Genomic DNA, 26,605 nt, shown 5'->3' with positions numbered 1-26,605 from the left:
ATAATTTTCTTGTCAAAAAATAGAAAATGCTTAAAAACTTACTTCTAGTTAAAATTAAGTTCTTAAGCATTTTTCTTTATTTGTGGTCTGGCGAGTTAAAATTTGCTATTTTCCGACAGCCCCCTTATTTTATGCTAAATATATCATAATAAATCTTATCATAAATGATAAAACATAAAAATAAAACAAATAGTTATAAATCAGAAAAAAATGGAAATAATTAAAAAATAAAAATTTTTATAAAAACAAATAAAAGTAGGGTGAAAATAATGCTATCGAAAATTAATACTTGTATATTACAAGGTTTAAACGGTTATATAGTAGAAGTTGAAACAGATATATCAAATGGATTACCAGGATTTAGCATAGTAGGACTTCCAGATACAGCTATAAGGGAATCTAAGGAAAGGGTTAAGACAGCTATAAAAAATAGCGGTATAGACTTTCCCATACACAGAATAACTGTAAATTTGGCTCCTGCCAGTCTAAAGAAGGAAGGATCCCAGATAGATTTATCAATAGCAGTTGGAATATTAGTTGCCATAGAGGTGATAGAATATGATGATTTTAGTAAATATGCTTTTATCGGGGAATTATCATTAGATGGAAGAATTAATAAGATAGAAGGGGCTTTGCCCATAGTAATATCTCTAAAGGAAACAGGAATAGAAAAGATTATCATACCCGATGGAAATAAGGAAGAATGTAGTGTGGTTAAAGGAATAGATATTATACCTGTAAAAACCCTATATGATCTTATATTATACTTAAATAATGAAATTGATATATGTCCTTATATAACAGAAGTGGATAATATATTTGATATGGCAAATAACGACTATGAAGATTTTAAAGATGTAAAGGGACAAGAAAATCTTAAAAGGGCAATGGAGATTGCGGCAGCAGGAGCCCATAACATAATGATGATTGGGCCTCCGGGTTCAGGAAAAACAATGATATCTAGGAGATTGCCATCTATTTTACCCCAATTAACGTTTGAAGAGTCTTTAGAAATCACAAAAATATATAGTGTAGCTGGAGTGCTAGAGGGAAACTCCTTAGTAACTAAAAGGCCATTTAGAGCACCCCACCACACCATGTCAAGTGTAGCTTTAGTCGGAGGAGGTAGAATACCTAAGCCAGGAGAAGTATCCCTTGCCCACTATGGAGTGCTATTTTTAGATGAAATGCCTGAATTTCAGAAAAACGTATTGGAAGTTTTAAGACAACCTATGGAGGACGGTCAAGTCACCATATCAAGGGTTAATGCCTCTTTATCATATCCGGCCAAGTTTATGTTAGTGGCCAGCATGAACCCTTGTCCCTGCGGCTACTATGGTGATCCAACCCATGAATGCTCCTGTTCCCCAGCAAATATAGAAAGGTATCTTGGAAAGATCAGTGGTCCTCTACTTGATAGAATAGACATACATGTGGAAGTAACTCCTGTTAAGTATAAAGACTTGCAATCAAAACAGGATTCAGAGTCTTCATCTAGTATAAGGGAAAGGGTTAACAAGGCTAGGAAACATCAAATAGCTCGATATAAAGAAGATAACATATTTTCTAATGCTCAACTAACCACCAGAAATATAAAAAAATATTGTAAATTAGATGAAGCTGGTAATAAAATATTAGATAATGGATTTAAAAATCTAGGATTCAGCGCTAGAGCATATAATAAGATTCTAAAGGTTTCAAGAACTATAGCAGATTTAGATGGAGAGGAAAATATAAAGGAACATCATATAGCAGAGGCTATACAATATAGGAACTTGGATAGGAAGTTTTGGAGGTAAAGAGATATAAAAATATTAAGGGAGCTGAAAAGCTCTCTTTTAATTTGATGATGGAGAAGCAGTAGTTTAGAATATAAATAAAATATGGAATAATATGTTAGGGGGGAATAGGAGATGAACTGTCCATACTGCGGGATAGAAATGACCATAGGGATGATTGAAGGTGATGGTAGGATGTCATTGATATGGCGAGAATATGGTGAAAAAATTGGTTGGCTTGATAGGGTTTTAAAGAAAAAGAATGTTATTGCCGAAGCCCATGTTTTTGGGAAGAGTGCTGTAGGAGCTTATAAATGTGAAGAATGTAATAAAATTATCATTGAACTTCACTAAATCTGAAATAAACTGGGGGGACTGTAAACTCCCCAGTTTATTCTACAAATTTGAATTTTTATTATCTTTATAAAAACCGATTTTTTAATATATTTGATAATAAAATTACTACTAAACCTCATCACACTGAAAATGATTAAAAAAATATATAAGGGATATAATTTATAAAAGAATTCTTAAGAATTCTTTTATAAATTAAGAGGTATTATTGAGAAAATATAGAATATTCTAATAAAAGTAGGGGTAGATAAATAATGAAAGATAAAGATGTTGCCATTTGGCTTAATAGTATAGAAGGTATAAACAATAAAACCATAGATAAATTAGAAAAATATTTAGGTAAGTTATCTTATGTATGGGATTTATCAAGGAATGATATATTAAAAATAAATTGTGTAAATGATAAGGCTAAAAATTTAATTATAAAATATAAGAATATGGGATATTATAATGAATATTTAGAAAAAGTCCATAAATTAAATATAAATATTATTTCCATATACGATGATGAATATCCAAAATTACTAAAAAATATATATAGTCCCCCAAAGATATTGTATATTAAAGGAAGTATAAACGAAGAGGATTATAATGCTATTTCTATAGTAGGTTCTAGAAAAGCTACATCATATGGACACTGGGCAGCTGAAAAGTTTTCAAAGGAATTATCTAGAGCGGGGGTTACTGTTGTAAGTGGAATGGCAAAGGGCATAGATACAACTGTACATAAAGGAGCTATAGAAGGTAATGGAAGAACTATTGCTGTATTAGGTAGTGGTATAGATGTAATATACCCCAAATCTAATAGAAGATTATATAATGAAATAATAGACAGTGGAGGAGTTATATCTGAATTTCCAATTGGCACTATTCCTAGACCTTATAATTTTCCTCAAAGAAATAGAATAATAAGTGGTTTGACCCTTGGAGTTATAGTTGTGGAAGCTACTGAAAAAAGTGGATCATTAATAACTGCAGAGCATGCACTAGAGCAAGGACGGGATGTGTTTGCACTTCCTGGGAATATAAATAGTTTATATAGTAAAGGGACTAACAAATTAATAAAAGATGGAGCTTATCCTATTGTTGATATAGATGATATATTTGAAGAAATAATAGAACTTAGAAAAAAAGTAAAAGAGAATGAAATTATTAGAGCTAATTATCAATACTTAAGTATAGAAGAAAAAAATATTTTGAAATTAATTAGTGAAAATCCTAAACATTGTGATATCATATCATATAGAACAGGTATAAATATACAAAAAGTGAATAGCATATTAACAATATTAGAAATGAAAGGTTTAGTGAAACAATTACCTGGCAAGTTTTTTACAGTTTGTTAAGTCTACTAAATTTATATTCTGTAGACTTGAAAATATGTTTTTGATATAATAACATACATTATGAGATTCGGAGGTGTAAATTTTGGCAAAATCTTTAGTTATCGTTGAGTCACCAGCGAAAGCCAAAACAATTGGAAAATTTTTAGGAAGAAATTATAAAGTTAAGGCTTCTGTAGGACACGTTAGAGATTTACCTAAGAGTAAATTGGGTATTGATATAGATAAAGACTTTGAACCTAACTACATAACCATTAGAGGGAAGGGACCTGTCTTAAAAGAACTAAGAAAGGAAGCTAAAAAAGCTGATAATATTTTCTTAGCAACTGACCTTGATAGAGAAGGGGAGGCCATATCTTGGCATTTATCCCATGCCCTAGGGTTGAAAGATGGAGATAAAAATAGAATAGAGTTTAATGAAATTACTAAAAAGGCTATCAAAAATGCAATTAAAAACCCTAGAGAGATAAATAAAAACTTAGTTGACTCTCAACAGGCTAGGAGAATATTAGATAGACTAGTTGGATATAAAATTAGTCCCCTTTTATGGAAAAAAGTTAGAAGAGGATTAAGTGCAGGAAGGGTTCAGTCTGTAGTTACTAAATTAATTTATGATAAAGAAAAAGAAATAGAGGATTTTGTTCCAGAAGAATATTGGTCTATAGATCTATTATTATCAAAGGAAGACAATGACTTTGAAGCTTCTTTTTATGGTATAAATAATGGGAAAAAGGATAAAAAACTTAAACTAAATAACAAAGAACAAGTAGATGAAATTATTTCTAATATTGAAGAGGATGACTTTATAGTAAAGGAAGTAAAGAAAGGAAGTAAAAAGCGTAATCCATATCCCCCTTATACAACTAGTAGCTTGCAACAGGATGCTTCAAGAAGAATAGGATTTTCAACAAAGAAAACTATGAGAATTGCACAACAGCTATATGAAGGAATTGATGTAAAAGGTGAGGGGACAGTTGGATTAATAACTTATATTAGAACAGATTCTATAAGGATATCTAATGATGCTATAAATGAAACCAAAAAATTTATAGTTAATGAATATGGAGAAGAGTATTCCCAAGGAGGAAGACAGTTTAAAAAAGGCAAAAAGAAAGATATACAAGATGCCCATGAAGCAATAAGACCTACTTCAGTCTTGAAAACTCCTGATTCCATAAAGGCTTCATTAAGTAAAGATCAATATAAGCTCTATAATCTAATTTGGAGAAGATTTGTGGCATCTCAAATGAAGAATGCAGTTTATACTACTTTATCCGTAAGAATCCATTCTGCTGGATATGTATTTAAGTCCAGTGGTTCAAAAGTGAAATTTGATGGGTTTTTAAAGGTTTATGACATAAGAACTGGTAGTAATAAAATAGATATACCAGAGCTTAAAGAAGGAGAAAAGGTTATAATTAAAAATAAAAATCCAGAACAACATTTTACTCAGCCACCAGCAAGGTATACGGAAGCTTCCTTAGTTAAAACTCTAGAAGAATTGGGGATAGGGAGACCAAGCACCTATGCTCCAACAATTAGCACTATATTAAGTAGAGGGTATGTTATTTTAGAAAATAAAAGCTTTAAACCTACTGAGCTAGGAAGTATTGTTACTGAATTATTAAGTCAATATTTCAAGGATATATTGAATGAAGAGTTTACTGCCGGCATGGAAGAAAAGCTTGACTTAATAGAAGAAAAGGAATTAAAATGGAAAGAGGTTATAAAAGGCTTCTATAAAGATTTTGAGAAAGATTTAAAGATAGCGGAAGAAGATATGAAGGAAATTGAGATTAAAGACGAAGAAACCGATGTGGAATGTGAAAAATGTGGTAGAAATATGGTTATAAAACATGGTCGCTATGGTAAGTTTTTGGCATGTCCTGGATATCCAGATTGTAAAAATACCAAACCATTGGTTCATGAAGTTGGAGTAAAATGTCCAGAATGTCAGGGAGATATTATTGAAAGAAGGTCTAAGAAAGGTAGAAAGTTCTACGGATGTAGTAACTATCCAGAATGTAAATTTGTATCTTGGAGTAAACCTATAGATGAGAAATGTCCAGAATGTGATAGTATATTAACTGAAAGAAATAACAAGAAGGGAAAAACCATAGTTTGTTCAAATAAAGAGTGTGATTATAAGAGAAAAGTTTCAAAGTAGTTAAGAATATTTACAATTTTTTAATTTGTGTTAATTATTAAAAAATATAATTGAAAAAAACGTAGAATTATGTTAATATTCTCTTGTTTGCAATTATTAATCTAGTAAAAATCGTATAATGCTAAATAAACAGTGAATAGTGCAAGTAATGTGAAACAAAGTATAATTATGGAAAAAGATTGATAGAAAAGTGGGATTTTTTTATAGATTAAATAAATTGTTAGGTATTGTATAGATAAATAGCAAGTTTTATGTTAATTAAAAAAGACGTGATAAAATCTAATTATTATAAGGAGGATTATAATGGCTGAAAGTTTGTTACAAAGAACTAGAAGACTTAATAAGATATTACAAAATACTGGATCAAGGCCGGTATCTTTTCAAGAATTAAGCAAGAGTTTAAGTGAAATATTAGAAGCTAACACATATATAGCTAGTAGAAAGGGGAGAGTATTAGGATTTGCTCTATCCACTGGCTTTGATTGTGGAATCATTGAAAATGAGGTTATTCAAGAACGAAGGTTTCCAAAAGAATATAACCAAGAATTATTAAAAATCCAAGAAACAAAAGAAAATGTTCAAGAAACTGGCAATTGTGTTTTTGACCAAGTATCAGAATGTGATTATCCAGATAAGATAACCACTATTATTCCTATAAATAGTGGTAGGACTAGATTAGGAACATTAGTTGTAGCTAGATTTGGCAGAGAATTTACTGAAGAAGATTTAGTGCTAGCTGAGTATAGTGCTACTGTGGTAGGAATGGAAATATTAAGAGCTAAATCAGATGAAATTGAAGAAGAAGCAAGAAGAAAAGCAGTGGTTCAAATGGCAATTGGAACTTTATCATATTCTGAACTTGAAGCTGTTGAACATATTTTCAATGAGTTAGAAGGGGATGAAGGCTTACTAGTTGCAAGTAAGATTGCAGATAGGGCAGGTATTACAAGGTCTGTTATTGTAAATGCTCTGAGAAAGTTTGAAAGTGCAGGGGTAATAGAGTCGAGATCATTGGGAATGAAAGGAACCCATATAAAGATATTAAATAAAAAGTTAAAAGATGAATTGAAGAAAGTAACCCAATAAAAAAGAGATGTGAAAGCATCTCTTTTTTATTGGGTTTAAAAGTAAAAGACATTACAACGATTACAATAATTACATAAAAAAGGAAAATGAATGTCGAAATATATAAAAAAAGCTTTGTTTTTAGCAAAAAGACTTTAAAATTTGTTATAATAATTATAGAATAGAAAGAGGACTCATAAATCAAGAAAAAAGTTTTAAACTAGTACTTTGGAATTAAAAGTAAAAAAGAGTATATATCATTTATATTTTTTATGATATTATTATGAAAGTAGTTTTGTCGATTTATAGTCAGGCATGTATAAAAAGGTAAAACTATTAATTATTGAGTATCAAATTTTGAAGGAAAAGAAATATATATATAGAATACTGTATATATGAGAGGTTTATAAAATATTAAATGATCATTTAGAGGTGATAATTATGATGGGAAATACGTTTAATACAGTAAATTTTTTAACTAAAGCTCTTGACGGTTCATGGAAAAGGCATGAAGCCATTACCAATAATATAGCTAATGTTAATACCCCGGGGTATAAACGTATTAATGTTAAATTTGAAGAACAATTAGAAAAAGCTATAAACAAAAACAATTTTAATATGTCTACTACAGATGAAAGACACTATGACACTAAGAATCCTAGTGTATCAGAAATCGAACCTGTTATAGAAAAGGATGAAAGTACTTCAGCTAGAAGAGATGGCAATAATGTAAATATTGATGTTGAAAATGCTAATATGGCTAAAAATACTCTTTATTATAATTCACTAATAAAGCAAGTATCAGGGGAGCTTTCAAAAATTAAAACTGTTATAAATAGGGGGAATAGATAATGGGATTATTTAATAGTATCAACATAAGTGCATCGGGACTTACCGCAGAAAGAACTAGAATGGATATTATATCTAATAATATAGCTAATGTTAATACTACTAGAACTGCCAGTGGTACTCCATATAGACGTAAATTAGCAGTCTTTAAGGAAAATAACAAAGGAGCTTTTGGTGATATACTGGCCAAAACCCAAAATAGTTTAGAAAGAAGTAAAGGTGTTAAAATATCTAAAGTTGTAGAGGACAAGTCTCCCTTTAAGAAAATCTATGATCCTGGACATCCAGATGCCAATGAAGATGGCTATGTTCTAAAACCAAATGTTGATGTAGTAAAAGAAATGGTTGATATGATATCTGCTACCAGGGGTTATGAGGCAAATATTACTGCTATAAACTCCTATAAAAACATGGCGATGAGGTCACTTGATATTGGAAATAGATAAAGCTTAGGAGGTTAACGATGAAGTTAAGTAATGTTCAATTACAAAACAATTTAAAATTAAATGATATTGAAAGTGATTTAGATAAAAATAACAATGGTATATCTTTTAGTAAATATTTTAAAGATGCTTTAGATGAAGTTAATACTTTGCAAAATCAATCTAAAGAGGCAAAGATCAATTTTGCCCTTGGAAAAACAGAAAACTTCCATCAGGTCACGATAGCTGCAGAAAAAGCAAATATTGCATTACAGTTTACATTAGGAGTTAGAGATAAAGTTTTAGATGCTTATAAAGAGATAATGAGGATGCAGGTATGATTATTTTTATATTTAAAGTAGGAAATGAGGTGATTTAGTGGGAGAAACCATTGACAAAATAAAGAAACAGCTTAATGAATTTTGGAGTGGTTTAAATAAGGGTAAGAAGATAAAATTAGGTATTGGGGCATTATTAATAGTTTTAGCTATTACTGCAATTATTATATTTACTACAAGGGAAAGTTATGAAACTTTGTATAGTGGATTAACAGATAAAGAGTTGGGAGCTGTAACTAGAAGGTTAGATGAAATGGGAATAAGTTATAAACTAACAGAGAACCCAAATACCATTTCTGTCCCAAGTGACCAAAGAAAGAAAACCAATGCTACATTAGCAGAAGAAGGATTACCTAATCCAATATATAAGTTTACCGATGCCTTCAATGATAGCAGTTGGACAATGACCGATAAAGAGAAAGACAGAATTTATAATTATGCATTACAAAATGAACTATCCAGCACCATAGCTGAAATTAATGGTATAGAGAAAGCATCGGTGTACTTACAAGTACCAGAAGAAAAAGGTTTTGTCATAGACGATGATAGACAAGCTACTGCATCTGTTTATATTGAAAAAAGTAAAGGAGCAAATGTCTCATCTAAGCAAGTTGAGGCTATTCAAAATTGGGTAGCCAGTTCCATAGGAATGGAAGCAAAAAATGTATCAGTTATAGATGAAACTGGTAGTTTAATAAGTGACTATGATAGTAAAAATAGTGGACAGTTTGATGTTTTAAGTCAACTTAATATAAAAAACAATATACAATCAAGGATAAATTTTAGTATAACTAATTTTTTAGAACAGGTATATGGTGAAGGCAATGTAGATGTTAGAGCAAATGTAGAGGTGGATTTTGATAAGCAAGTTACCAGTATTGTAGAGTTTCAACCTCCAGTAGAAGGAAGCGAACAGGGACTTATAAGAAGCATGCAAAAGCTCAGTGAGGATGTTATAGATGATGGAGCTGAAGGGGTTCCTGGAGAAGATGAAAATGGAGAAGATATACCTAATTATGTTTCAGAGGATCAACTGAATTCTAAATATAGCAAGGCTAGTGAAACAATTAATTATGAATTAAATGAAATTAATAAAGAAATTCAAAAAGCGCCTGGAGACATAAAGTCAGTGACTGTAGCAGTTTTAATAAATAAGGATGCTATTGACGGTGAATTTACAAATAGTAATAAAAAAGAAGTTGAGGAATTAATATATGCAGCTACGGGGTTAAATACAAAACAGGTGGCGGTTAATGCATCAAGCTTCTTAAGTCAAAGAGATAATACAGAAAACACCAATATTGTTAATGAAAAAGGAGGAAATAGTATTTGGAAGATACTAACCTTTGCCTTTGCATTATTAGCGGTTGGAGGAATTGCTGGAATAATTATTTCTAAAAGAAAAAAGAAAGACAATTATAATATTGAAGAATTAATAGAAGAGAAGACTGATGAAAATTCTCACCTTGAAGATATTGATTTTGATACAGAAAAGTCAGAATATAAAGGTAAAATAAATGAATTTGTAGATAAAAAACCAGAGGCCGTTGCTCAACTTTTAAGAAGTTGGTTAAACGAAGACTAGGGGTGATACTATGCCAAAACGTGATGAATTGACAGGTAAAGAAAAAGCAGCAGTTTTATTAATAACATTAGGTCCTGAAAAATCAGCCCAGATTTTCAAACATTTAAGTGAAGAAGAAATAGAAGAGTTGACCCTTGAAATAGCAAATATGAGAAAGGTTTCTCCTGAAGAAAAAGAGGATATATTAGGGGACTTTTATGAGATTTGTTTGGCTCAGGAATATATATCAGAAGGTGGAATTAATTATGCTAAAGATATATTAGAAAGGGCATTAGGTAACGATAAGGCAGTGAATATTATTAATAAGCTGACTGCCTCACTACAGGTAAGACCATTTGAGTTTGTAAGAAAAGCTGATGCTAGTCAGTTGCTTACTTATATACAGAACGAACATCCACAGACTATAGCATTAATATTATCTTATTTGTCTCCAACGCAATCTGGACAAATCCTATCGAAGCTACCTCAAAATAAACAATCTGAGGTAGCAAGAAGAATTGCAGTCATGGATAGAACATCTCCAGATGTTATTAAAGAGATAGAAAGTGTATTAGAAAATAAATTTTCCAATATGGTTTCTCAAGATTATACTTCTGCTGGAGGTGTAGAATCCATCGTTTCCATATTAAACTCTGTGGATAGGGGAACAGAAAAGCTTATTATGGAAGAACTTGAAATTCAAGATGCAGAATTATCAGAAGAAATCAGAAAGAGGATGTTTGTATTTGATGATATTGTTCAACTTGATAGCAAGTCTATTCAGAGGTTCTCTAGAGAAGTTGAAAATGATCAATGGGCTATCGCACTTAAAGGTGCTGGTGAAGAGGTTAAGGAAGTTGTATTTGCAAATATGTCTAAACGTTTAATGGAGATGATAAAAGAGGATATGGAATTTATGGGACCTGTTAGACTTAAGGACATAGAAGAGGCGCAACAAAATATTGTAAATATCATACGAAGACTTGAAGAACAAGGAGAAATAGTGACTCCTAGAGGAGGAGATGAGGTTATTGTCTAATATAATAAAATCCTCTTATATAGTTGAAAAAGATGATGTTTATATTCCTAAAATAGATATTAAAGTAAAAAAAGATACTGTAGATGAAACACAAGAAAGTTTAGAAAAAGCTAGGAAAGAGAAGGTAAGAATATTAGAGGCAACTGAGAGAGAAAAAGAAAAAATCATAAATGATGCTAAATCAGAAGCGGAGTTTATTATTGAAAATGCCAAAAGAGAAGCAGAAGAAATATTAAACACTGCTAAAGAAAATTCAGACTCTATAGAGGCTGACTCTAGAGAAAAGGGATATGTATCAGGATATAATGAAGGAAAAGAAAAGTCTGATGAATTAATAAAAGAGGCAAATGACATTAAAAAGAATTATTTATTAGAAAAAGAAAAAGTTTTAAATAGTATAGAAGATGATGTCATTGAGCTTGTAAAAACTATCTGCAATGAAATTATAGAAAACATTGTTAAGGATGATGATAGTGCCATTATAGCCTTAGTGAAAAAAGGACTAGACAGTTTGGATTCAAGGGATACCGCAGTAATTAGAATTAGTAAAGATGATTATGAAGTAGTAAACTTTTCTAAAGATAGATTATTATCTATGGCTAATATGATAGAAGATATAGAAATAAAATTAGACAATACACTAAAAACAGGGGACTGTATTATTGAAACTAAAAATGGAAGTGTAGATGTTAGCATAAAGTCTCAATTAGAAAAAATTGAAGAAACCCTTAATACTATATTAAATAGTGAGTGATGTTATTATGAAACAAATTAATTTTAATAAATATATTGGTGCTGTTAGAGATAAAGATTTAGTTAAATATTTAGGTAAGATATCTAAAATAACAGGGTTAACCATAGAATCCCAAGGGCCCATGTGTAAAATTGGAGAGCTTTGTTATATATATCCCTTTAACAATACTGAACCTATATTGGCAGAAGTAGTTGGGTTTAAAGAAGATAAGATTTTATTAATGCCACTGGGAGAAATGGAAGGTATAGGACCAGGAAGTACAGTAATAGCCAGTGGCAACTCATTGAATGTAAAGGTCTGTGATGGATTAATCGGAAGAGTGTTAGATGGTTTAGGGAATCCAATAGATGGGAAGGGTCCTATTAATAGCTCTAAAAAATATCCGGTTTTTAATAGTCCACCTAACCCACTAAAAAGAAAAAAGATCAATGAGGTTTTACCTTTAGGGATTAAGCCAATAGATGGGCTTTTAACCTGTGGAAAGGGACAACGTATAGGGATATTTGCCGGAAGTGGTGTTGGAAAAAGCACCTTAATGGGAATGATTGCGAGAAATGGTGATTCCGACGTAAATGTTATTGGATTAATAGGAGAGAGAGGAAGAGAAGTAAGAGAGTTTATAGAAAATGATTTGAAGGAAGAAGGGTTAAAGCGGTCAGTTGTTGTTGTTGCTACATCAGACCAACCAGCTTTAGTTAGAATGAAAGGCGCACTATTAACTACCGCTATAGCAGAATATTTTAGAGATAAAAGTAATAATGTAATGTTGCTTATGGACTCTTTGACTAGATTTGCAATGGCTCAAAGAGAAATAGGTTTAGCTATTGGAGAACCTCCAGTTACAAGGGGATTTACTCCTTCTGTTTTCGCTAAGTTACCTAGATTGTTGGAAAGAGCTGGGACCTCCGACAAAGGAACTATCACAGCCCTCTACACTGTCTTAGTAGATGGAGATGATATGAATGAACCCATAACCGATACTGTCAGAGGTATAGTGGATGGACATATTGTATTATCAAGGAAGTTAGCAAGTCAAAATCATTATCCTGCAATAGATATACTGGCAAGTATAAGTAGGGTTATGCCCAATATATGTGATGATGAACATATAAAATTAGCATCTAAAATCAAAGACCTTCTTGCCACCTATAAGGAATCTGAAGATTTAATAAATATAGGAGCTTATAAAAGAGGAAGTAATAAAAAGATAGATACTGCTATAAAGGTTATAGACGATATTAATGACTATCTAACTCAAGGGACGAATGAAACATATTCATTTAATGAAACTAGAGGTTTTATAGAAAAAATAGTTAATAAGATATCTAATTAAGGGGAGTGAAATGAATGAAAAAATTCGACTTTAGACTCCAAAAAATTTTAGAATATAAAGAAACTATTGAACAGACTAAAAAAACTCAGTATAGCAGAGAAAAGAGAATTTTAGATAAAGAAGAGGATAAGCTCAATGAATATGTAAATAAGAAGAAACATATTAGTGATGAAAGAAATGAAAAAATAGGTAGAACGACAGTTGGGTACTTAAAAAATTCTAACAGTTATTTACATGAAATTAATAAGGCGATAAAGAAACAAAAAAAAGTTGTAGACAATCAGAAAAACAATTTATATAAAGCTAAACAGAAACTTATTGAATCGGTAAAGGATAAAAAAAGTATTGAGAAGTTGAAAGAAAAGGATTATGAAAACTTTTTGTATTTACAGAGAAAAGAAGAGGAAAAAGTAGTTGATCAGATTGTAAGCTTCAGTGCTAGCAATAGATAATGGAGGTATAACATGGCTAAAGGAGAAAAAAAACTTGGTGTTGGGAAAGGTATAATATTATTTATTTTATTTTTAATTGTACTTTCATTGATAACTTTAACTATAACTTATGCCATTAGCAGTAATTTTAAAAAAAGAGCTAATAAAATCTTAACTAAGGTACCAGGAGTAGTTGGAGAGCATTTTGAAAGTATACCAACTGACGAAGAGAAAAAAAATCAATTAAATAAGCTTGCTAGCTATTATGGAAGTCTTGATATTGAAAGTGCCACAGATAAACTTTATATCATAAAGCAAGAGGATGAGGAATTATTTAATGATATAAAGGATACAATGGTAGACCTAAGTAGCACTTATAAGAAAAAAGCTGGAAAAATAATAGAAGAAATTAGACAAATAGAACTAAGAGGAAATTCCATATTTGCATTATATGAAGAAATTGAGGAAGAGGAGAATAATAAATATATAGATAAGGCTAAAAGTCTAGGGGAAAAGACTCCTGTTATGGTTTTGGAAGAAATTAGAAATACCTTAAATGGACTTGAAGGAGAACCTTATAACCATTATGTTAAGGAGATGGGAAGAACTTTTGGCTACATGGAAGAGGATAAGGCAAAGGAAATTTTATATTTTTTAGATGAAAACTTTAGAAAAGATATATTAAGAAAGATATCAGATGAAGTAGGAAAAGAGAAAGCTCAAACTATTGATAATTTAATTGATGAAAAAAAGGCAAATTATAATAATTTGTTGAAAGTGTCGGAAGTTTATGAGAACAAACAACCTACAGAAGCTTATAAAGACATAGGAAGCACTGATAAATATAATGTAGAAAGTCTAGCCAATATCTATATGAACCTATCTCCAGAGCAATCTGCAAAAATACTATTGCAGGTTAGGGATGATGAATTGGTAAATAATCTATTTAATAAAATTATAAACTTAGAGGAATTATTTAATAAGGATACTTCTATTACACCTGCCATCAGTGCTAAATTAAAAGAACTTAAAAAATATGATGAAAATGTCAAAGAATTGGTGGCTACCTATGAAAGAATGGAACCTGGTAATGTGGCAGATATAATTGATAATATGATAAATGATAATCCAAATATGGTTTTAGATATTTTACGAGAAATGAAAAGAACAAAATTGTCCCAGGTATTAAAGGAAATGGAAGCGGAAAAGGCTTCTAACATATCAAAGATGTTATTAGATAAAGAAAATTAACTAGAAAGGGGGTGAAGATGTGAAAACGGATGCTATATTGAAAATGGTTGGTCAACGAGGTTCCCAGAAAAATACTAATGCAATAGGGAAACGTCAGAATAACAAAAAAGATTTTAACAAGATTCTTAACAATAAAAAAAATAATAATATTGAAGGAAAAAATAACTATGATGATAATACCAAAAGTAGTGGCACAAAGAATAAGTCTGACTCTTATACCAACAAAGTAAAACAAGATAAAGTAAAACAAAATAGTGAAAGTTCCAATAAAGAAAAAGATAATAAAATAGACAATATTAAAAGAGAAGATAAAATTAAGCCACAAGAAAAAGTGAAAGATAATAAAAAAGCAGATGAAAGTCTTGTAGAGCCTGAACTGATAGGTAACATGGAGGAGATATTAAAACAAATAAAAGAAACTTCAGAATCTATTGATAAAACAGATAGCTCAGAATCAAAGGGTAAGTTAATGATTAAATTACAATCAATATCTAAAGAATTACAAAACATACTATCTAGATTAAAGGATAATAATAAAGATTTTGATATGAGTAAAGTAACAGATCTGTTTGAGAAAATTAAGGATAGTTTAAATAATAGTAAAGCTCTAGTCCTTAATAGTAGTATTAAATCTAGTGATGTGGAAAAGTTAATTAAGGCTGTAGACGATATTCAAAAGAAGATGGCTACTACACATGTTAAGTTTGTTGATATCAAACCCAAAGAAGAAATTACCAATGTATCTAAAAATGTTGTCTATAATGCTCAAGCTGAAAAACTACAAGATAAAAAAGACAAAGTGGCGAATGAAACGAATGATAAAAAAATAAATGAACAAATTAGTAAGGACGGAACTAAGGTAATAGAAAAGGGGCAAGATGGACTCTTAGAAAATAGTAAAAATTTTGATAATAACAATTTAAATAGTGAAACCATAACTAGAGGTTATGATAATTTAAAAACTATAGAAAAAAGTGGCCAATTTGAAAAAGTCATTGAAGAGAGTAATATAAAAAACAATCTAGAAAAATATGAAGTAATAAAACAAATATCGGACAAAATAAAAGTCGACTTTAATAAAGATAATCCAGAAATAAAAATAAGATTAAAGCCCAATTTCCTTGGAGAGGTTTCTCTAAAAATGGAGCTTGATAAAGGAAATATTATAGCTAAGGCATTTGTGGAAGATGGTAACATAAAACAACTTATAGAGTCTAACTTAGATCAACTTAAGACTACGTTAAAAGAACAAGGTATAGAGATAAGTGAATTTGATGTTTCTGTTGGCAAAGATGATACCTCTGATCATAGAGGACAGCAATTTTGGTTCCAAAATAAAAATAATAAAAGAAAGAAAAAAGTGAAATTAGATAGTGAAGAAATATTAGAAAAGGTAATGTATAATAGTCAGTATGCAGAAAATGATCAGTATATACATGGAGTTTCTGTAGGAAGTGTAGATTATATGGCATAGGAGGTGTTGATATGGCTATAGATGGAGTTAATAATGATGAGTTAATTTATGATGTGACTAATGTTGGAAAGAAAACTGAAAATGGTAAGGAAGAAAAAATAAAAAATGCTTTAGACAAAGACAGTTTTTTAAAATTACTTACTACCCAATTAAAGAATCAAGACCCATTAAACCCTATGGAAGACAAGGAATTTATTGCACAGATGGCCCAGTTCAGCAGCTTAGAGCAAATTCAGAACTTAAATAAAACTATGGAAGAGTCTCAAAAAGATATCAAAAAGTCTATAGAACTGCTAAATAAAAACCATATAGAAAGTCAATTGGAAGTAGTAAATCAATTGGGGAAAATAAGAAAGGCAATAGAGGCTTATGGGATAGACAATTCAAATGATGAGAGTTCTGATAAAGAAAGTTCATAAGTTTAATGGGGTGGTATTTACATGAATAGAATTAATAAACCGTTAAATCCAAACTTTTATTTAGATAAAATAAATAATAAAAACAAAGATTTAAATGTAAAGAACAAGAAAAGTTTTGAAGAAATTTTTAATAAAGTAAAATCTAACGATATAAAGTTTTCAAAACATGCTAAGGAAAGAATGACAACTAGAAATATAAAGTTGACAGAGGATCAAATTATACGCTTAGAAAATGCTATGGATAAGGCAGAAAACAAGGGAATAAAAGAGGCATTAATATTGATAGATAAAAAAGCTTTTATTGCCAGTGTAGAGAATAAAACTATAATAACTACTGCTAATCATAGTGATATGAAGGAAAAAATATTTACAAATATAGATGGAGCAATAATAACTTAGCTGGACCCTGTTAGGGAAGCTAATATGTCTGAATGATAGAAGACATAAATTTTTAGGAGGGATTTATTATGATGAGATCTATGTACGCAGCTGTATCAGGGTTAAGGGTACATCAAACGAAGATGGATGTTATAGGTAACAACATAGCCAATGTTAATACAGTAGGGTATAAAAAGGGACAAGTTACATTTCAAGAAGCTTTTAATGAAGTAATCAGGGGGGCAAGTGGTGCTCAAGATGGAAAAGGTGGTACAAACCCTCAACAAATAGGACTAGGGGTTAATATGGGTTCTATGAATACAATACATACCCCAGGAGCATCCCAGAGAACAGATAATCCCACGGACTTAAAGATAGAGGGAAATGGGTATTTTATGGTATCTGGAGATAAGGATTTATCTACTAAATATTATACAAGGGCTGGTAACTTTGTATTTGATGAGGCAGGAAATCTTGTAACTCCCAATGGTATGAAAGTTTTAGCTAAATACAATGGTTCAAAAGAATATGCTGATAAGATGGGAATAGATATTAATAAGGATTTGGATTCAGTTTGGGTTAGTAAAACTATAATGGCCCCTGCAAGTGCTACTACAGAGGCTGAATTAAGTGGTAATTTAAACTCCAGCAAGCCAACATTTGATTATACTGATCCTAAAGAAGACGAGATAGTATATAAAAATTTTTCTATAAAAGATAGCTTAGGCAATGATTATACTATTAACTTAGCATTTACAAAAATGGGGGCTAATTCATGGGATTATCATGTAACTTCTATAGATGGTCCCGGGAGTGTAACGGTAGATACACCGTCAATAACAAACCCTCTTGATAAAACTACCGGCGATCAAGGAGGAACTGTGACTTTTAATACAGATGGTAGCATGAAAATTGATGGTAGCGAAAAATTCTCATTAGAACTTAGTGGAATGGCGGGTTCATATTTTGGAGAGTTGACTGATAAAAATGATCCCTCTACAGCTACTAATACAATTTCCATTGACTTATCTGGTATATCTCAAGTAAAAGGTGAAAGTGAATTAAAATCAGATTTAAATGGTAGAAAAGCAGGTAAAGTCACAGGATATAGTATTAATGCATCAGGAGAAGTTGTTGCAAGTTTTTCAAATGGAATTAAAGAGTCTTTATGGCGTATACAGCTTGCTAACTTTGATAACCCAATGGGACTTGAAAAAATAGGCGGAAACCTATATGATGTATCAGGAAACTCAGGAGATCCTAATATTGGAAATCCGAACAGTGGATCCTTTGGTAAAATAACAGCTGGAGTTCTTGAGATGTCAAATGTAGATTTATCCAATGAATTTACAGAAATGATAACGACTCAAAGAGGATTTCAAGCAAACTCCAGGGTAATAACAACTACAGATGAGATGCTACAAGAGTTAGTTAATCTTAAAAGATAGTTAAAAATATAGTTATCTGGGTATATTTTATACCCAGATGACTAATAAAGTGGTGAAGATAATGATTGAGGTAAGTAGAATAAATGGTAAAAAAGTAATTATTAATTCTGAACTAATAGAAACTGTTGAATCTACACCGGATACTGTTATAACCCTTACTAATGGGAAAAAAATGGTGGTTGAAGATACAACAGATGAAATAATTCGTAAGGTTATTAAATATAAACAGGAAACACTTACAATAGATATTAAAAGACGTAAAAGTGAGGTGTGATAATTGGATATAGCATCACTATTAGGTTTAATAGTAGGGTTTGGTTTTGTTGTTTTTGGTATTAATTTATCGGGTAGTGTAGGCGCATTTATTCACGTCCCATCTTTGGCAATTGTAGTCGGAGGAACTGTAGCTGCTACAATAACTAGTTTTCCTCTAAAGAAAATGATAGGCTCAATTAAGGTGGTAAAAAATGCATTTGTATCTAAAGAACTTTCTCCAATGGGAGTTATTGATAAAATAATAGAAATTGCCAATGTGGCAAGAAAAGAGGGGCTATTGGCCTTAGAAGAAGCTGCAGAAAATCTAGATGATGAGTTTTTAAAAAAGGGTATATTACTTATAGTAGATGGAACAGATCCTGAATTAGTAAGAAATATACTTGAAACCGAGTTATCCTTCTTAGAAGATAGACATAATGAAGGACAAGCTATATTTGAAACCATGGGAACTTTTGCACCGGCATTTGGAATGGTAGGAACCTTAATAGGTCTTATAAATATGCTGAAGGATTTAGAGGATCCCTCTAGTGTTGGACCAAATATGTCAACTGCTCTTATAACTACTTTTTATGGTACTCTATTTGCCAACTTAATATTTCTTCCCATTGCAAATAAATTGAAGGGGAGAAGTAAAGAAGAGATAATGGTAAAAGAGCTTATGGTAGAGGGACTATTATCTATACAGGCAGGAGAGAACCCTAGGATAATAGAAGAGAAGTTAAAGACCTTCTTACCTCCAAGTATGAGAACTAGTTTAGATAAAGGAACCGAAGGTGGGAATGCATAATGAGAAAAAAAAAGAAGGAAGAAAAAAAGTCAACAGATGGATGGATGGCAACCTATGGTGATATGGTTACACTGCTACTTTGTTTCTTTGTACTTTTATTTAGTTTCTCAGAGATAGATGCTCAAAAATTTCAAGCAGTAATGAAGGCTTTCCAAGGGTCATTGGGAGTGTTCACTGGAGGAAGAACAATTAACAGTGCACCGGATATCGATATGGAAGAAATACCAGAGAATCTTGAAACATCAGAGCTTGAGGAAGTAGAAGATTTTAAGAGATTAAAGGCCCTTATTGAAGAATATGCTGAAGAGCAAGGGCTGCAGGACAGAATAATAGCTAAAATAGAAGAAAGGGGACTTATAATAAGGGCCCTTGATAATGTATTCTTTGACCCAGGAAAAACTCAAATAAAACCAGAGGCTAAAAAGATGCTTCTCTATATAGGTGATATATTGAAGAAAGAGGAATTAAAAAGCAAACATATTAAAGTAGAAGGTCATACTGATTCTAATCCCACAGTTAATACAGCTTTATATCCAACTAACTGGGAATTATCAGTAATGCGAGCAACTAAAGTAGTAAGGTTCTTAATAGATAATAAAAATATAGATAGTAAAAGAATATCAGCTTCAGGATATAGCTATTATAGACCAGTGGCGCCAAATGATACATCCGAAAATAAGGCTAAAAATAGAAGAGCCGATATAATTATTTTAAGATCATCCTATGGAAAATGGGAGCCTAATTAGTCTAAAGGAGTTGGAGATATGAGCACAAAACAAATATTTATGATTTCTTTGATTGCGTTATTAATAATTCTTATAATAACTGGGGGAGTATTAGGATTTATGTATTTTAATAATAAAAAAACTCCAGAAAAACCAGAAATTAAGTATTATTATTATAATGCAGAAGAAATAATTTGTAATCCAAAAGATAGTAGAGATTTATTAAAGTTCAATATGACTATAGAGGTTACAGAAGAATCATTGCTAAAAAGCTTTGAAGAAAAGAAGTTTCTTATAAGGGACAAGGTAAATGAAATATTAACCAGCAAGACAGAGAAAGAGATTAGGGAAGATAATAAGTATAAAAAACTGAAAGAAGAGATAACAGGTAGTTTAAAAGAGGTTTTTGATAATGACAATATAAAAACTATATATATACAAGATATAATTATACAGTAGGGAGGTAAAAATATTGGCTGAAGTTTTATCACAAAATGAAATAGATGCCCTACTTAAGGCTTTGAACTCCGGAGAAGTAGACGTAAATGAAATTGAGGGTGAAAGTGGAAAGAAACAAGTAAAAGAGTATGATTTTAGAAATCCAAGAAAAATTGCTAAAGATCAGCTTAGAACATTGGAAATCATACATGAAAACTTAGCGAGGCTACTCCAGACTTTTTTATCTGGATATTTACGGGCACCTGTAAAAATAGAGGTATTAACGGTGGACCAATTTGCCTATAGTGAGTTTAGTAATGCTATATCTAATCCGGCACTACTTCCAATTATTGATTTTCAGCCACTACCGGGGCAAATAATAATGGATTTTTCTACTAAGATATCCTTTGTTATGATAGATAGGTTATTGGGAGGGTCAGGAGAATCTTTAGATGAAAATAGAAGTTTTACTGAGATAGAATTATCATTACTCAAAAAAATGATATATAAAACTATGGATTCAATGGCTGAAGCATGGGAAAATGTTATTGAATTAAAGCCTGTATTAGATAAAATTGAAATCAATTCACAGTTTGCTCAAATTGTTTCCCCAAATGAAACTGTTGCGTTGATCACAATGAATATATCTGTGGGAGATACAGAGGGGATGCTTAATATCTGTATACCCCATATTACAATAGAGCCTGTACTTGAGAAATTAAGTACTAAGCTATGGTTTTCTAATACTAGAGAAAGTTTCGAAGAAAAGGATAATACTATAATCGAAGGTAGAATAAAGAAGGCTAGAATACCAATAAGGGCTCAATTAGGTTCCTCCTTGGCAACTGTAAAGGAAATATTACAATTACAAAAAGGAGATGTATTAAAACTAGATAGTGGACCTAAAAATAAAGTGACAGTTCTAGTAGGCTCAAATAAAAAATTCCTTGGTATACCTGGACGTAAGAAAAATAAAACGGCTGTGAAAATAACAAATGTCAGAAGGGAAGGTGAAGATATTTATGGCAAGTGATATGTTATCTCAAGAAGAAATAGATGCGCTACTTAAAGGGGATGTGGAAGATGAAGGTAATGAAGGGAATTCTGATTTAACCAGTGAAGAAAAAGATGCTTTGGGAGAAATTGGAAATATAAGCATGGGAACAGCTGCTACAACTTTATTTACCTTGTTAGGGCAAAAGGTTATTATAACAACCCCAAAGGTTTCTATAACTAGTGTAGAGGAATTATCGGAAGAATATCCCATACCATTTGTAGCAGTAGATGTTAAATATAAATATGGAATTGAAGGGGCTAATGTACTGATATTGAGAACCAATGACGTTAAAATTATTAGTGACCTTATGATGGGAGGAGATGGTAAAAAAGCTGAAGGTGAAGTCAACGAGATGGACTTAAGTGCTATTAGTGAAGCCATGAATCAGATGGTGGGGTCCTCGAGCACTTCATTATCGGAGATGTTCTCTACTACTATAGATATAGATCCACCTAGGGCTTTTAACATTGATTTTAAAGAAGGGGATTATGCATTTGACGCATTTGGCGATGAAGAACCACTTGTTAAGATTTCTTTTAAGATGGTAATAGGGGACTTAATAGATAGTGAAATTATGCAGTTATTGCCCTTTAGTTTTGCTAAAAGCATGGTGGATAAGTTATTTAATCCCGAGGAAGAATCTGATAATTCTAGTGATGCAGTAGAACAACAACCAAGTAATTTTAATAATGAACCAACTACACCGAATCCTTCAGAAAAAGGAAAATTACAAAGCAATAATGATTATTCTAATAATAGACAAAAAACATCAAATAAAACTGACAATTTCAACGATAGTCAACAAAATATTGAGAAACAACCAGTTAATGTTCAAAAAGTCGACTTTCAAGCATTTGATAATGATGAAAATACTATGTATAATGAAAGTATTGATATGATAAAAGATATACCAATAGAATTAACTGCTGAACTTGGACGGACAATTAAACCAATTAATGAAATACTTGAATATGGTCCAGGGACAGTAATCGAATTGGACAAGCTGGTTGGAGAGCCTTTGGAGATTTTTGCAAATGGCAAATTTATTGCAAAGGGTGAAGTCGTGGTTATTGACGATAACTTTGGAATTAGAATCACAGATATTATCAATCCAGCGAAAAGAATCAATAGATTATAAAGGGAGGAATTAATTATGGCAAATGGAGTTTTAATAGTTGATGATGCAGCTTTTATGAGAATGATGCTTAAGGATACTTTAACGAAAAATGGGTTTGAAGTTCTAGGGGAAGCAGAGAATGGAGCTAAGGCAATTGAAAAATACAAGGAATTGAACCCTGATCTTGTTATTATGGATATTACTATGCCAGAAGTTGATGGAATACAGGCAGTTAAGGAAATTAAGAAAATTGATTCAAATGCGGTAATAGTTATGTGTTCTGCAATGGGACAGCAGGCTATGGTTATCGAATCTATTCAAGCTGGAGCTAAAGATTTTATAGTTAAACCTTTCCAGGCCGATAGGGTTATTGAAGCTGTAAAAAAAGCGATAGGTTAAAATGGAAGTTAGGTTTTTGGCAATGTCAAATATCGTTGAATCTCTATACTCTAAGGGATTCAAGCTTCCTTTACTTGGTCTTATACAAGGAAGTAAAGGAACTCTGGATTCACCACTTATAAAGCTAGTATTTTATTTACTGGCTTTTGTTTTAGTATTATTAATTGCTTTTTATGGAACTAAGTTTTTCGCTAAAAAAATGAGTGGATTGGGTAATCAAAGTTACATGAAAATAATCGATGCTTTTAATATAGATAAAAACACGAAGATATTAATTGTTGATATTTTAGATAACTTTTATATACTTTCTGTTGGGAGTAATGGAACTACTGTCATAGATAAGGTTAATAAGGTAAACTTAGATAAAGTCAATAATAAAGTTAATAATGACAAAATTAAAAATAATGATTTAACAACTGAAAAGATTAGAAAAAAGATTTTAAATGTGTCAACAAAAATGAACAATATAACAGAAAAACAAAAGTTTAATAGTAAGGAAGAATATTATGAAGAAGATCAATAAAAAAACTTTATCAATTGTTATTCTAATACTTTTTATATTCACTTCTAAAGTATATGGTATGCCTGATGGTTCAATACTAGACTTAACAACAGATAACAATGATTATAGCATTAGCATAAAAATAATGTTGTTATTCACATTACTGACATTAATGCCAGCGATTTTAATGACCATGACAAGTTTTACTAGAATAATAATTGTACTCCATTTTGTTAGAAGTTCTGTTGGTACTCAGCAGACCCCACCTAATCAGGTGTTAATTGGGCTAGCATTATTTTTGACACTTTTTATCATGACTCCAATAGCTTCGGAAATAAATACTGAAGCTATACAACCTTATTTAAATGATGAAATAAATCAAGATGAAGTGATTGAAAAGGGGTTAGAACCAATTAGGAATTTTATGTTTAAACAAACAGAAAGCAAAGACTTAGCTCTTTTTTTGGATATAGCTGAGATTAATGAAACAGAAAATATGAAGATTGAAGATATTCCTACCAAAGTTCTTATTCCATCATTTATTATTGGAGAAATAAAAAAAGCATTTAAAATGGGTTTTATAATATATATACCATTTTTAGTAATAGATATGGTTGTGGCAAGTACGTTGATGTCAATGGGAATGATGATGTTGCCACCGGTAATGATTTCACTACCATTTAAACTATTATTGTTCGTAATGGTAGATGGATGGGATTTAGTTATTAAATCACTGGTTTTAGGATTCAACTGATTTTAGGGAGGGATAATTTTGAATCAAGGGGATATTTTGAATCTATCTCAGGAAGCAATAAAGACAATTTTAATGGTTTCTGCTCCCATGTTGGGGTTTGGTCTATTAGTAGGTCTATTGGTTAGTATTTTTCAAGCTACTACTCAGATACAAGAAGCAACCCTTGCCTTTGTACCTAAAATTGTTGCAGTTCTATTGAGTTTTGTCATATTTGGACCTTGGATGATGAGAGTTATATTAAATTTTGCTAAAAATCTCTTTATTAATATTAATAGTTATTTATAGTAGTAGGAGAATAATATGAATAGTTTACTTGAAGTAATAATCAATAGATATGAGATATTTTTATTAATATTTATTAGAGTCACAGGTATTTTTATTGTGACTCCAATATTTAGTAGGAAAAGCATACCTACAACATTGAAAATTGTGTTCTGTTTGTTTACATCTTTAATACTTATCAATGTGATAAGTATTAAAGATGTAAATTATCAAATGTTTGATTATATAATTATACTAATTAAAGAGCTAACCATCGGTCTAATATTGGGATTTATATCTTATTTGTTTTTTTCTTTGTTATTTATAGCAGGACAAATCATAGATGTACAAATTGGGTTTGGAATGGTTAATGTTTTGGACCCACAACATAATACTCAACTACCCATTATGGGAAATTTTTATTATATCTTTGCGTTATTAGTATTTCTAACGGTTAATGGTCATCACGTTATAATTAGAGCTATAGTGGATAGTTATGAGATTTTGCCTATTGGGGAGTATTCTTTAAATAATTTAATGGTAGATCAAATTATTAGTGTATTTGGACAAACCTTTGTAATAGCTTTAAAGGTGGCAAGTCCTATATTGGCAACTATGTTTTTAATAAATGTTTTTTTAGGTATAATGGCTAAAGCAATGCCCCAAATGAATATTTTTATTGTTGGTATGCCATTTAAGATTATTATAGGTTTACTTGTTATAATTACTGCTTTTCCTTTACTATTGGTTTTATTAGAACATATTTTTAATGCTATGTATGATCAGATTCTTGAGTTTATGAAGATAATGGCAAAGGGATGAGGTAAGTGTACAATGATTTTAGAATAAATATTCAGTTATTTGCAGATGAAGAAAAAACAGAAAAACCTACTCCCAAAAAAAGAAAAGAAGCTAGAGAAGAGGGACAAGTAGTAAAAAGTAAAGAAATTAATACTGCCTTTATGTTACTTTTAGTTTTTCTGGGGTTAAAAATTTTTGGAGATAGAATATATAAAAATATAATGAATTTCTTCAACTTTATATTCAGTCAATATAATAATGGAAGTGACTTTTTTACTATAAAGGGAATTCATACACTATTTATTAAGACAATTATTGTCACTGCAGAGATATTAGCACCTATACTAATTATTTCTTTTATTACAGCTTTACTTGTGAATTATTTTCAGGTGGGATTTCTTTTTTCTGTTAAATCTTTAAAGCCAAAACTTAGTAAGATAAACCCTATTGAAGGTTTTAAAAGAATATTTTCTCCAAATTCTTTGATAGAACTAATCAAATCTTTGATTAAGATATTTATAGTTGGCTATGTGGTATTAAACTATATAAAAGATAAAATAAATAGTATTTATAGCATAATAGATATGAACCTACAAAGTGCAGTGGTTTATATAGGTGATATTGCATTTGGTATAGCTATTAGAGCATCGGGAGTATTTGTATTGATAGCTATAATGGATTATTTGTTTCAATGGTATAGACATGAGAAAAAGTTAAAGATGAGTAAACATGAAGTGAAGCAAGAGAATAAACAATCTGAGGGAGATCCTCAAATAAAATCAAAAATTAAAGAAAAGCAGAGGCAAATGGCCATGACGAGGATGATGCAGGATGTCCCTGATGCAGATGTAATAATTACAAATCCTACCCATTATGCCATTGCTATAAAATATGATAGTGATGAATTTGATGCACCATTAGTGATAGCAAAGGGTAAGGATTTAATAGCACAAAATATCAGAAGTTTCGCATCTCAAAAATTTTAATGGGCGATAGCCCTTGGATTCACAAGATTAGATTAAGATAAGGTAGAAATCAATAAATTCCTATTTTTACTGGAAATTTTGAAATAAATCTTTAC

30 protein-coding genes are annotated in these 26,605 nt (G+C 30.9%); all 30 read left to right on the top strand.

What is annotated here, in order from left to right:
* The first annotated feature begins 269 nt into the window (after window positions 1–269).
* Window positions 270–1,799 carry a YifB family Mg chelatase-like AAA ATPase gene (locus V6137_RS17205; protein ID WP_425449203.1) on the top strand — a complete coding sequence of 510 codons (1,530 nt, stop codon included), beginning with the start codon at window positions 270–272 and terminating at the stop codon, window positions 1,797–1,799.
* A gap of 114 nt (window positions 1,800–1,913) precedes the next feature.
* Complete coding sequence (locus V6137_RS17200; RefSeq protein WP_425449202.1) at window positions 1,914–2,132, top strand: PF20097 family protein; 219 nt, start codon at window positions 1,914–1,916, stop codon at window positions 2,130–2,132.
* Window positions 2,133–2,386: 254 nt separating this feature from the next.
* Window positions 2,387–3,478 (top strand): DNA-processing protein DprA, encoded by a 1,092-nt coding sequence (gene dprA, locus V6137_RS17195; protein WP_425449201.1) that lies wholly within the window; start codon window positions 2,387–2,389, stop codon window positions 3,476–3,478.
* An 82-nt stretch (window positions 3,479–3,560) separates the two neighbouring features.
* Complete coding sequence (gene topA, locus V6137_RS17190) at window positions 3,561–5,642, top strand: type I DNA topoisomerase (RefSeq protein WP_425449200.1); 2,082 nt, start codon at window positions 3,561–3,563, stop codon at window positions 5,640–5,642.
* A gap of 303 nt (window positions 5,643–5,945) precedes the next feature.
* The gene (gene codY, locus V6137_RS17185) at window positions 5,946–6,728 is read left to right on the top strand and encodes a GTP-sensing pleiotropic transcriptional regulator CodY (RefSeq protein ID WP_425449199.1); all 783 of its coding nucleotides are present in this window, start codon (window positions 5,946–5,948) and stop codon (window positions 6,726–6,728) included.
* 420 nt (window positions 6,729–7,148) lie between these two features.
* Complete coding sequence (gene flgB, locus V6137_RS17180) at window positions 7,149–7,559, top strand: flagellar basal body rod protein FlgB (protein WP_425449198.1); 411 nt, start codon at window positions 7,149–7,151, stop codon at window positions 7,557–7,559.
* A complete protein-coding gene (gene flgC, locus V6137_RS17175) occupies window positions 7,559–8,002 on the top strand; it encodes a flagellar basal body rod protein FlgC (protein WP_425449197.1) in 444 nt (147 codons plus the stop codon). The genes flgB and flgC overlap by 1 nt, the downstream gene beginning before the upstream one ends.
* Window positions 8,003–8,019: 17 nt before the next feature.
* On the top strand, window positions 8,020–8,319 hold the full coding sequence (gene fliE, locus V6137_RS17170; RefSeq protein WP_425449196.1) for a flagellar hook-basal body complex protein FliE: 300 nt from the start codon (window positions 8,020–8,022) through the stop codon (window positions 8,317–8,319).
* Between the two features lie 37 nt (window positions 8,320–8,356).
* Complete coding sequence (gene fliF, locus V6137_RS17165) at window positions 8,357–9,901, top strand: flagellar basal-body MS-ring/collar protein FliF (protein WP_425449195.1); 1,545 nt, start codon at window positions 8,357–8,359, stop codon at window positions 9,899–9,901.
* A 10-nt stretch (window positions 9,902–9,911) separates the two neighbouring features.
* Window positions 9,912–10,919: a flagellar motor switch protein FliG gene (fliG, locus tag V6137_RS17160; protein ID WP_425449194.1), complete on the top strand. Its 1,008-nt coding sequence runs from the start codon at window positions 9,912–9,914 to the stop codon at window positions 10,917–10,919.
* Entirely contained in the window at window positions 10,912–11,673 is a 762-nt protein-coding gene (locus V6137_RS17155) for a FliH/SctL family protein (protein ID WP_425449193.1), read from the top strand. The genes fliG and V6137_RS17155 overlap by 8 nt, the downstream gene beginning before the upstream one ends.
* A 7-nt stretch (window positions 11,674–11,680) precedes the next feature.
* The gene (fliI, locus tag V6137_RS17150) at window positions 11,681–13,006 is read left to right on the top strand and encodes a flagellar protein export ATPase FliI (protein ID WP_425449192.1); all 1,326 of its coding nucleotides are present in this window, start codon (window positions 11,681–11,683) and stop codon (window positions 13,004–13,006) included.
* 14 nt (window positions 13,007–13,020) lie between these two features.
* Window positions 13,021–13,458 carry a flagellar export protein FliJ gene (fliJ, locus tag V6137_RS17145; RefSeq protein WP_425449191.1) on the top strand — a complete coding sequence of 146 codons (438 nt, stop codon included), beginning with the start codon at window positions 13,021–13,023 and terminating at the stop codon, window positions 13,456–13,458.
* Window positions 13,459–13,470: 12 nt separating this feature from the next.
* Complete coding sequence (locus V6137_RS17140; protein ID WP_425449190.1) at window positions 13,471–14,688, top strand: MotE family protein; 1,218 nt, start codon at window positions 13,471–13,473, stop codon at window positions 14,686–14,688.
* Window positions 14,689–14,707: 19 nt separating this feature from the next.
* Complete coding sequence (locus V6137_RS17135; protein WP_425449189.1) at window positions 14,708–16,162, top strand: flagellar hook-length control protein FliK; 1,455 nt, start codon at window positions 14,708–14,710, stop codon at window positions 16,160–16,162.
* An 11-nt stretch (window positions 16,163–16,173) separates the two neighbouring features.
* A complete protein-coding gene (locus tag V6137_RS17130) occupies window positions 16,174–16,581 on the top strand; it encodes a flagellar hook assembly protein FlgD (RefSeq protein ID WP_425449188.1) in 408 nt (135 codons plus the stop codon).
* A 21-nt stretch (window positions 16,582–16,602) separates the two neighbouring features.
* Complete coding sequence (locus tag V6137_RS17125) at window positions 16,603–16,980, top strand: TIGR02530 family flagellar biosynthesis protein (protein ID WP_425449187.1); 378 nt, start codon at window positions 16,603–16,605, stop codon at window positions 16,978–16,980.
* 68 nt (window positions 16,981–17,048) lie between these two features.
* On the top strand, window positions 17,049–18,407 hold the full coding sequence (locus tag V6137_RS17120) for a flagellar hook protein FlgE (protein ID WP_425449186.1): 1,359 nt from the start codon (window positions 17,049–17,051) through the stop codon (window positions 18,405–18,407).
* A gap of 61 nt (window positions 18,408–18,468) precedes the next feature.
* A complete protein-coding gene (locus tag V6137_RS17115) occupies window positions 18,469–18,681 on the top strand; it encodes a flagellar FlbD family protein (protein WP_425449185.1) in 213 nt (70 codons plus the stop codon).
* Between the two features lie 3 nt (window positions 18,682–18,684).
* Window positions 18,685–19,470, top strand: a complete 786-nt coding sequence (locus tag V6137_RS17110; RefSeq protein ID WP_425449184.1) for a flagellar motor protein — start codon at window positions 18,685–18,687, stop codon at window positions 19,468–19,470.
* A complete protein-coding gene (locus V6137_RS17105) occupies window positions 19,470–20,216 on the top strand; it encodes a flagellar motor protein MotB (RefSeq protein WP_425449183.1) in 747 nt (248 codons plus the stop codon). The genes V6137_RS17110 and V6137_RS17105 overlap by 1 nt, the downstream gene beginning before the upstream one ends.
* A gap of 18 nt (window positions 20,217–20,234) precedes the next feature.
* Window positions 20,235–20,654: a flagellar basal body-associated FliL family protein gene (locus tag V6137_RS17100; RefSeq protein WP_425449182.1), complete on the top strand. Its 420-nt coding sequence runs from the start codon at window positions 20,235–20,237 to the stop codon at window positions 20,652–20,654.
* Between the two features lie 13 nt (window positions 20,655–20,667).
* Window positions 20,668–21,666 carry a flagellar motor switch protein FliM gene (gene fliM, locus V6137_RS17095; RefSeq protein WP_425449181.1) on the top strand — a complete coding sequence of 333 codons (999 nt, stop codon included), beginning with the start codon at window positions 20,668–20,670 and terminating at the stop codon, window positions 21,664–21,666.
* A complete protein-coding gene (gene fliY / locus V6137_RS17090) occupies window positions 21,656–22,828 on the top strand; it encodes a flagellar motor switch phosphatase FliY (RefSeq protein ID WP_425449180.1) in 1,173 nt (390 codons plus the stop codon). Before fliM ends, fliY begins: the two co-directional genes overlap by 11 nt.
* A 15-nt stretch (window positions 22,829–22,843) precedes the next feature.
* On the top strand, window positions 22,844–23,206 hold the full coding sequence (locus V6137_RS17085; RefSeq protein ID WP_425449179.1) for a response regulator: 363 nt from the start codon (window positions 22,844–22,846) through the stop codon (window positions 23,204–23,206).
* 1 nt (window position 23,207) lies between these two features.
* The gene (locus V6137_RS17080) at window positions 23,208–23,729 is read left to right on the top strand and encodes a flagellar biosynthetic protein FliO (protein ID WP_425449178.1); all 522 of its coding nucleotides are present in this window, start codon (window positions 23,208–23,210) and stop codon (window positions 23,727–23,729) included.
* Entirely contained in the window at window positions 23,713–24,462 is a 750-nt protein-coding gene (gene fliP, locus V6137_RS17075; protein WP_425449177.1) for a flagellar type III secretion system pore protein FliP, read from the top strand. Before V6137_RS17080 ends, fliP begins: the two co-directional genes overlap by 17 nt.
* An 18-nt stretch (window positions 24,463–24,480) precedes the next feature.
* Window positions 24,481–24,747 (top strand): flagellar biosynthesis protein FliQ, encoded by a 267-nt coding sequence (gene fliQ / locus V6137_RS17070; protein WP_425449176.1) that lies wholly within the window; start codon window positions 24,481–24,483, stop codon window positions 24,745–24,747.
* A gap of 15 nt (window positions 24,748–24,762) precedes the next feature.
* Window positions 24,763–25,545 carry a flagellar biosynthetic protein FliR gene (gene fliR / locus V6137_RS17065; protein ID WP_425449175.1) on the top strand — a complete coding sequence of 261 codons (783 nt, stop codon included), beginning with the start codon at window positions 24,763–24,765 and terminating at the stop codon, window positions 25,543–25,545.
* Window positions 25,546–25,550: 5 nt separating this feature from the next.
* Window positions 25,551–26,510 (top strand): flagellar biosynthesis protein FlhB, encoded by a 960-nt coding sequence (gene flhB / locus V6137_RS17060; RefSeq protein WP_425449174.1) that lies wholly within the window; start codon window positions 25,551–25,553, stop codon window positions 26,508–26,510.
* Window positions 26,511–26,605: the final 95 nt, after the last annotated feature.

Source organism: Dethiothermospora halolimnae, assembly GCF_037577855.1.
Classification (GTDB): domain Bacteria; phylum Bacillota; class Clostridia; order Tissierellales; family VENL01; genus Dethiothermospora; species Dethiothermospora halolimnae.
This window is presented reverse-complemented; position numbering and strand designations above follow the sequence as displayed.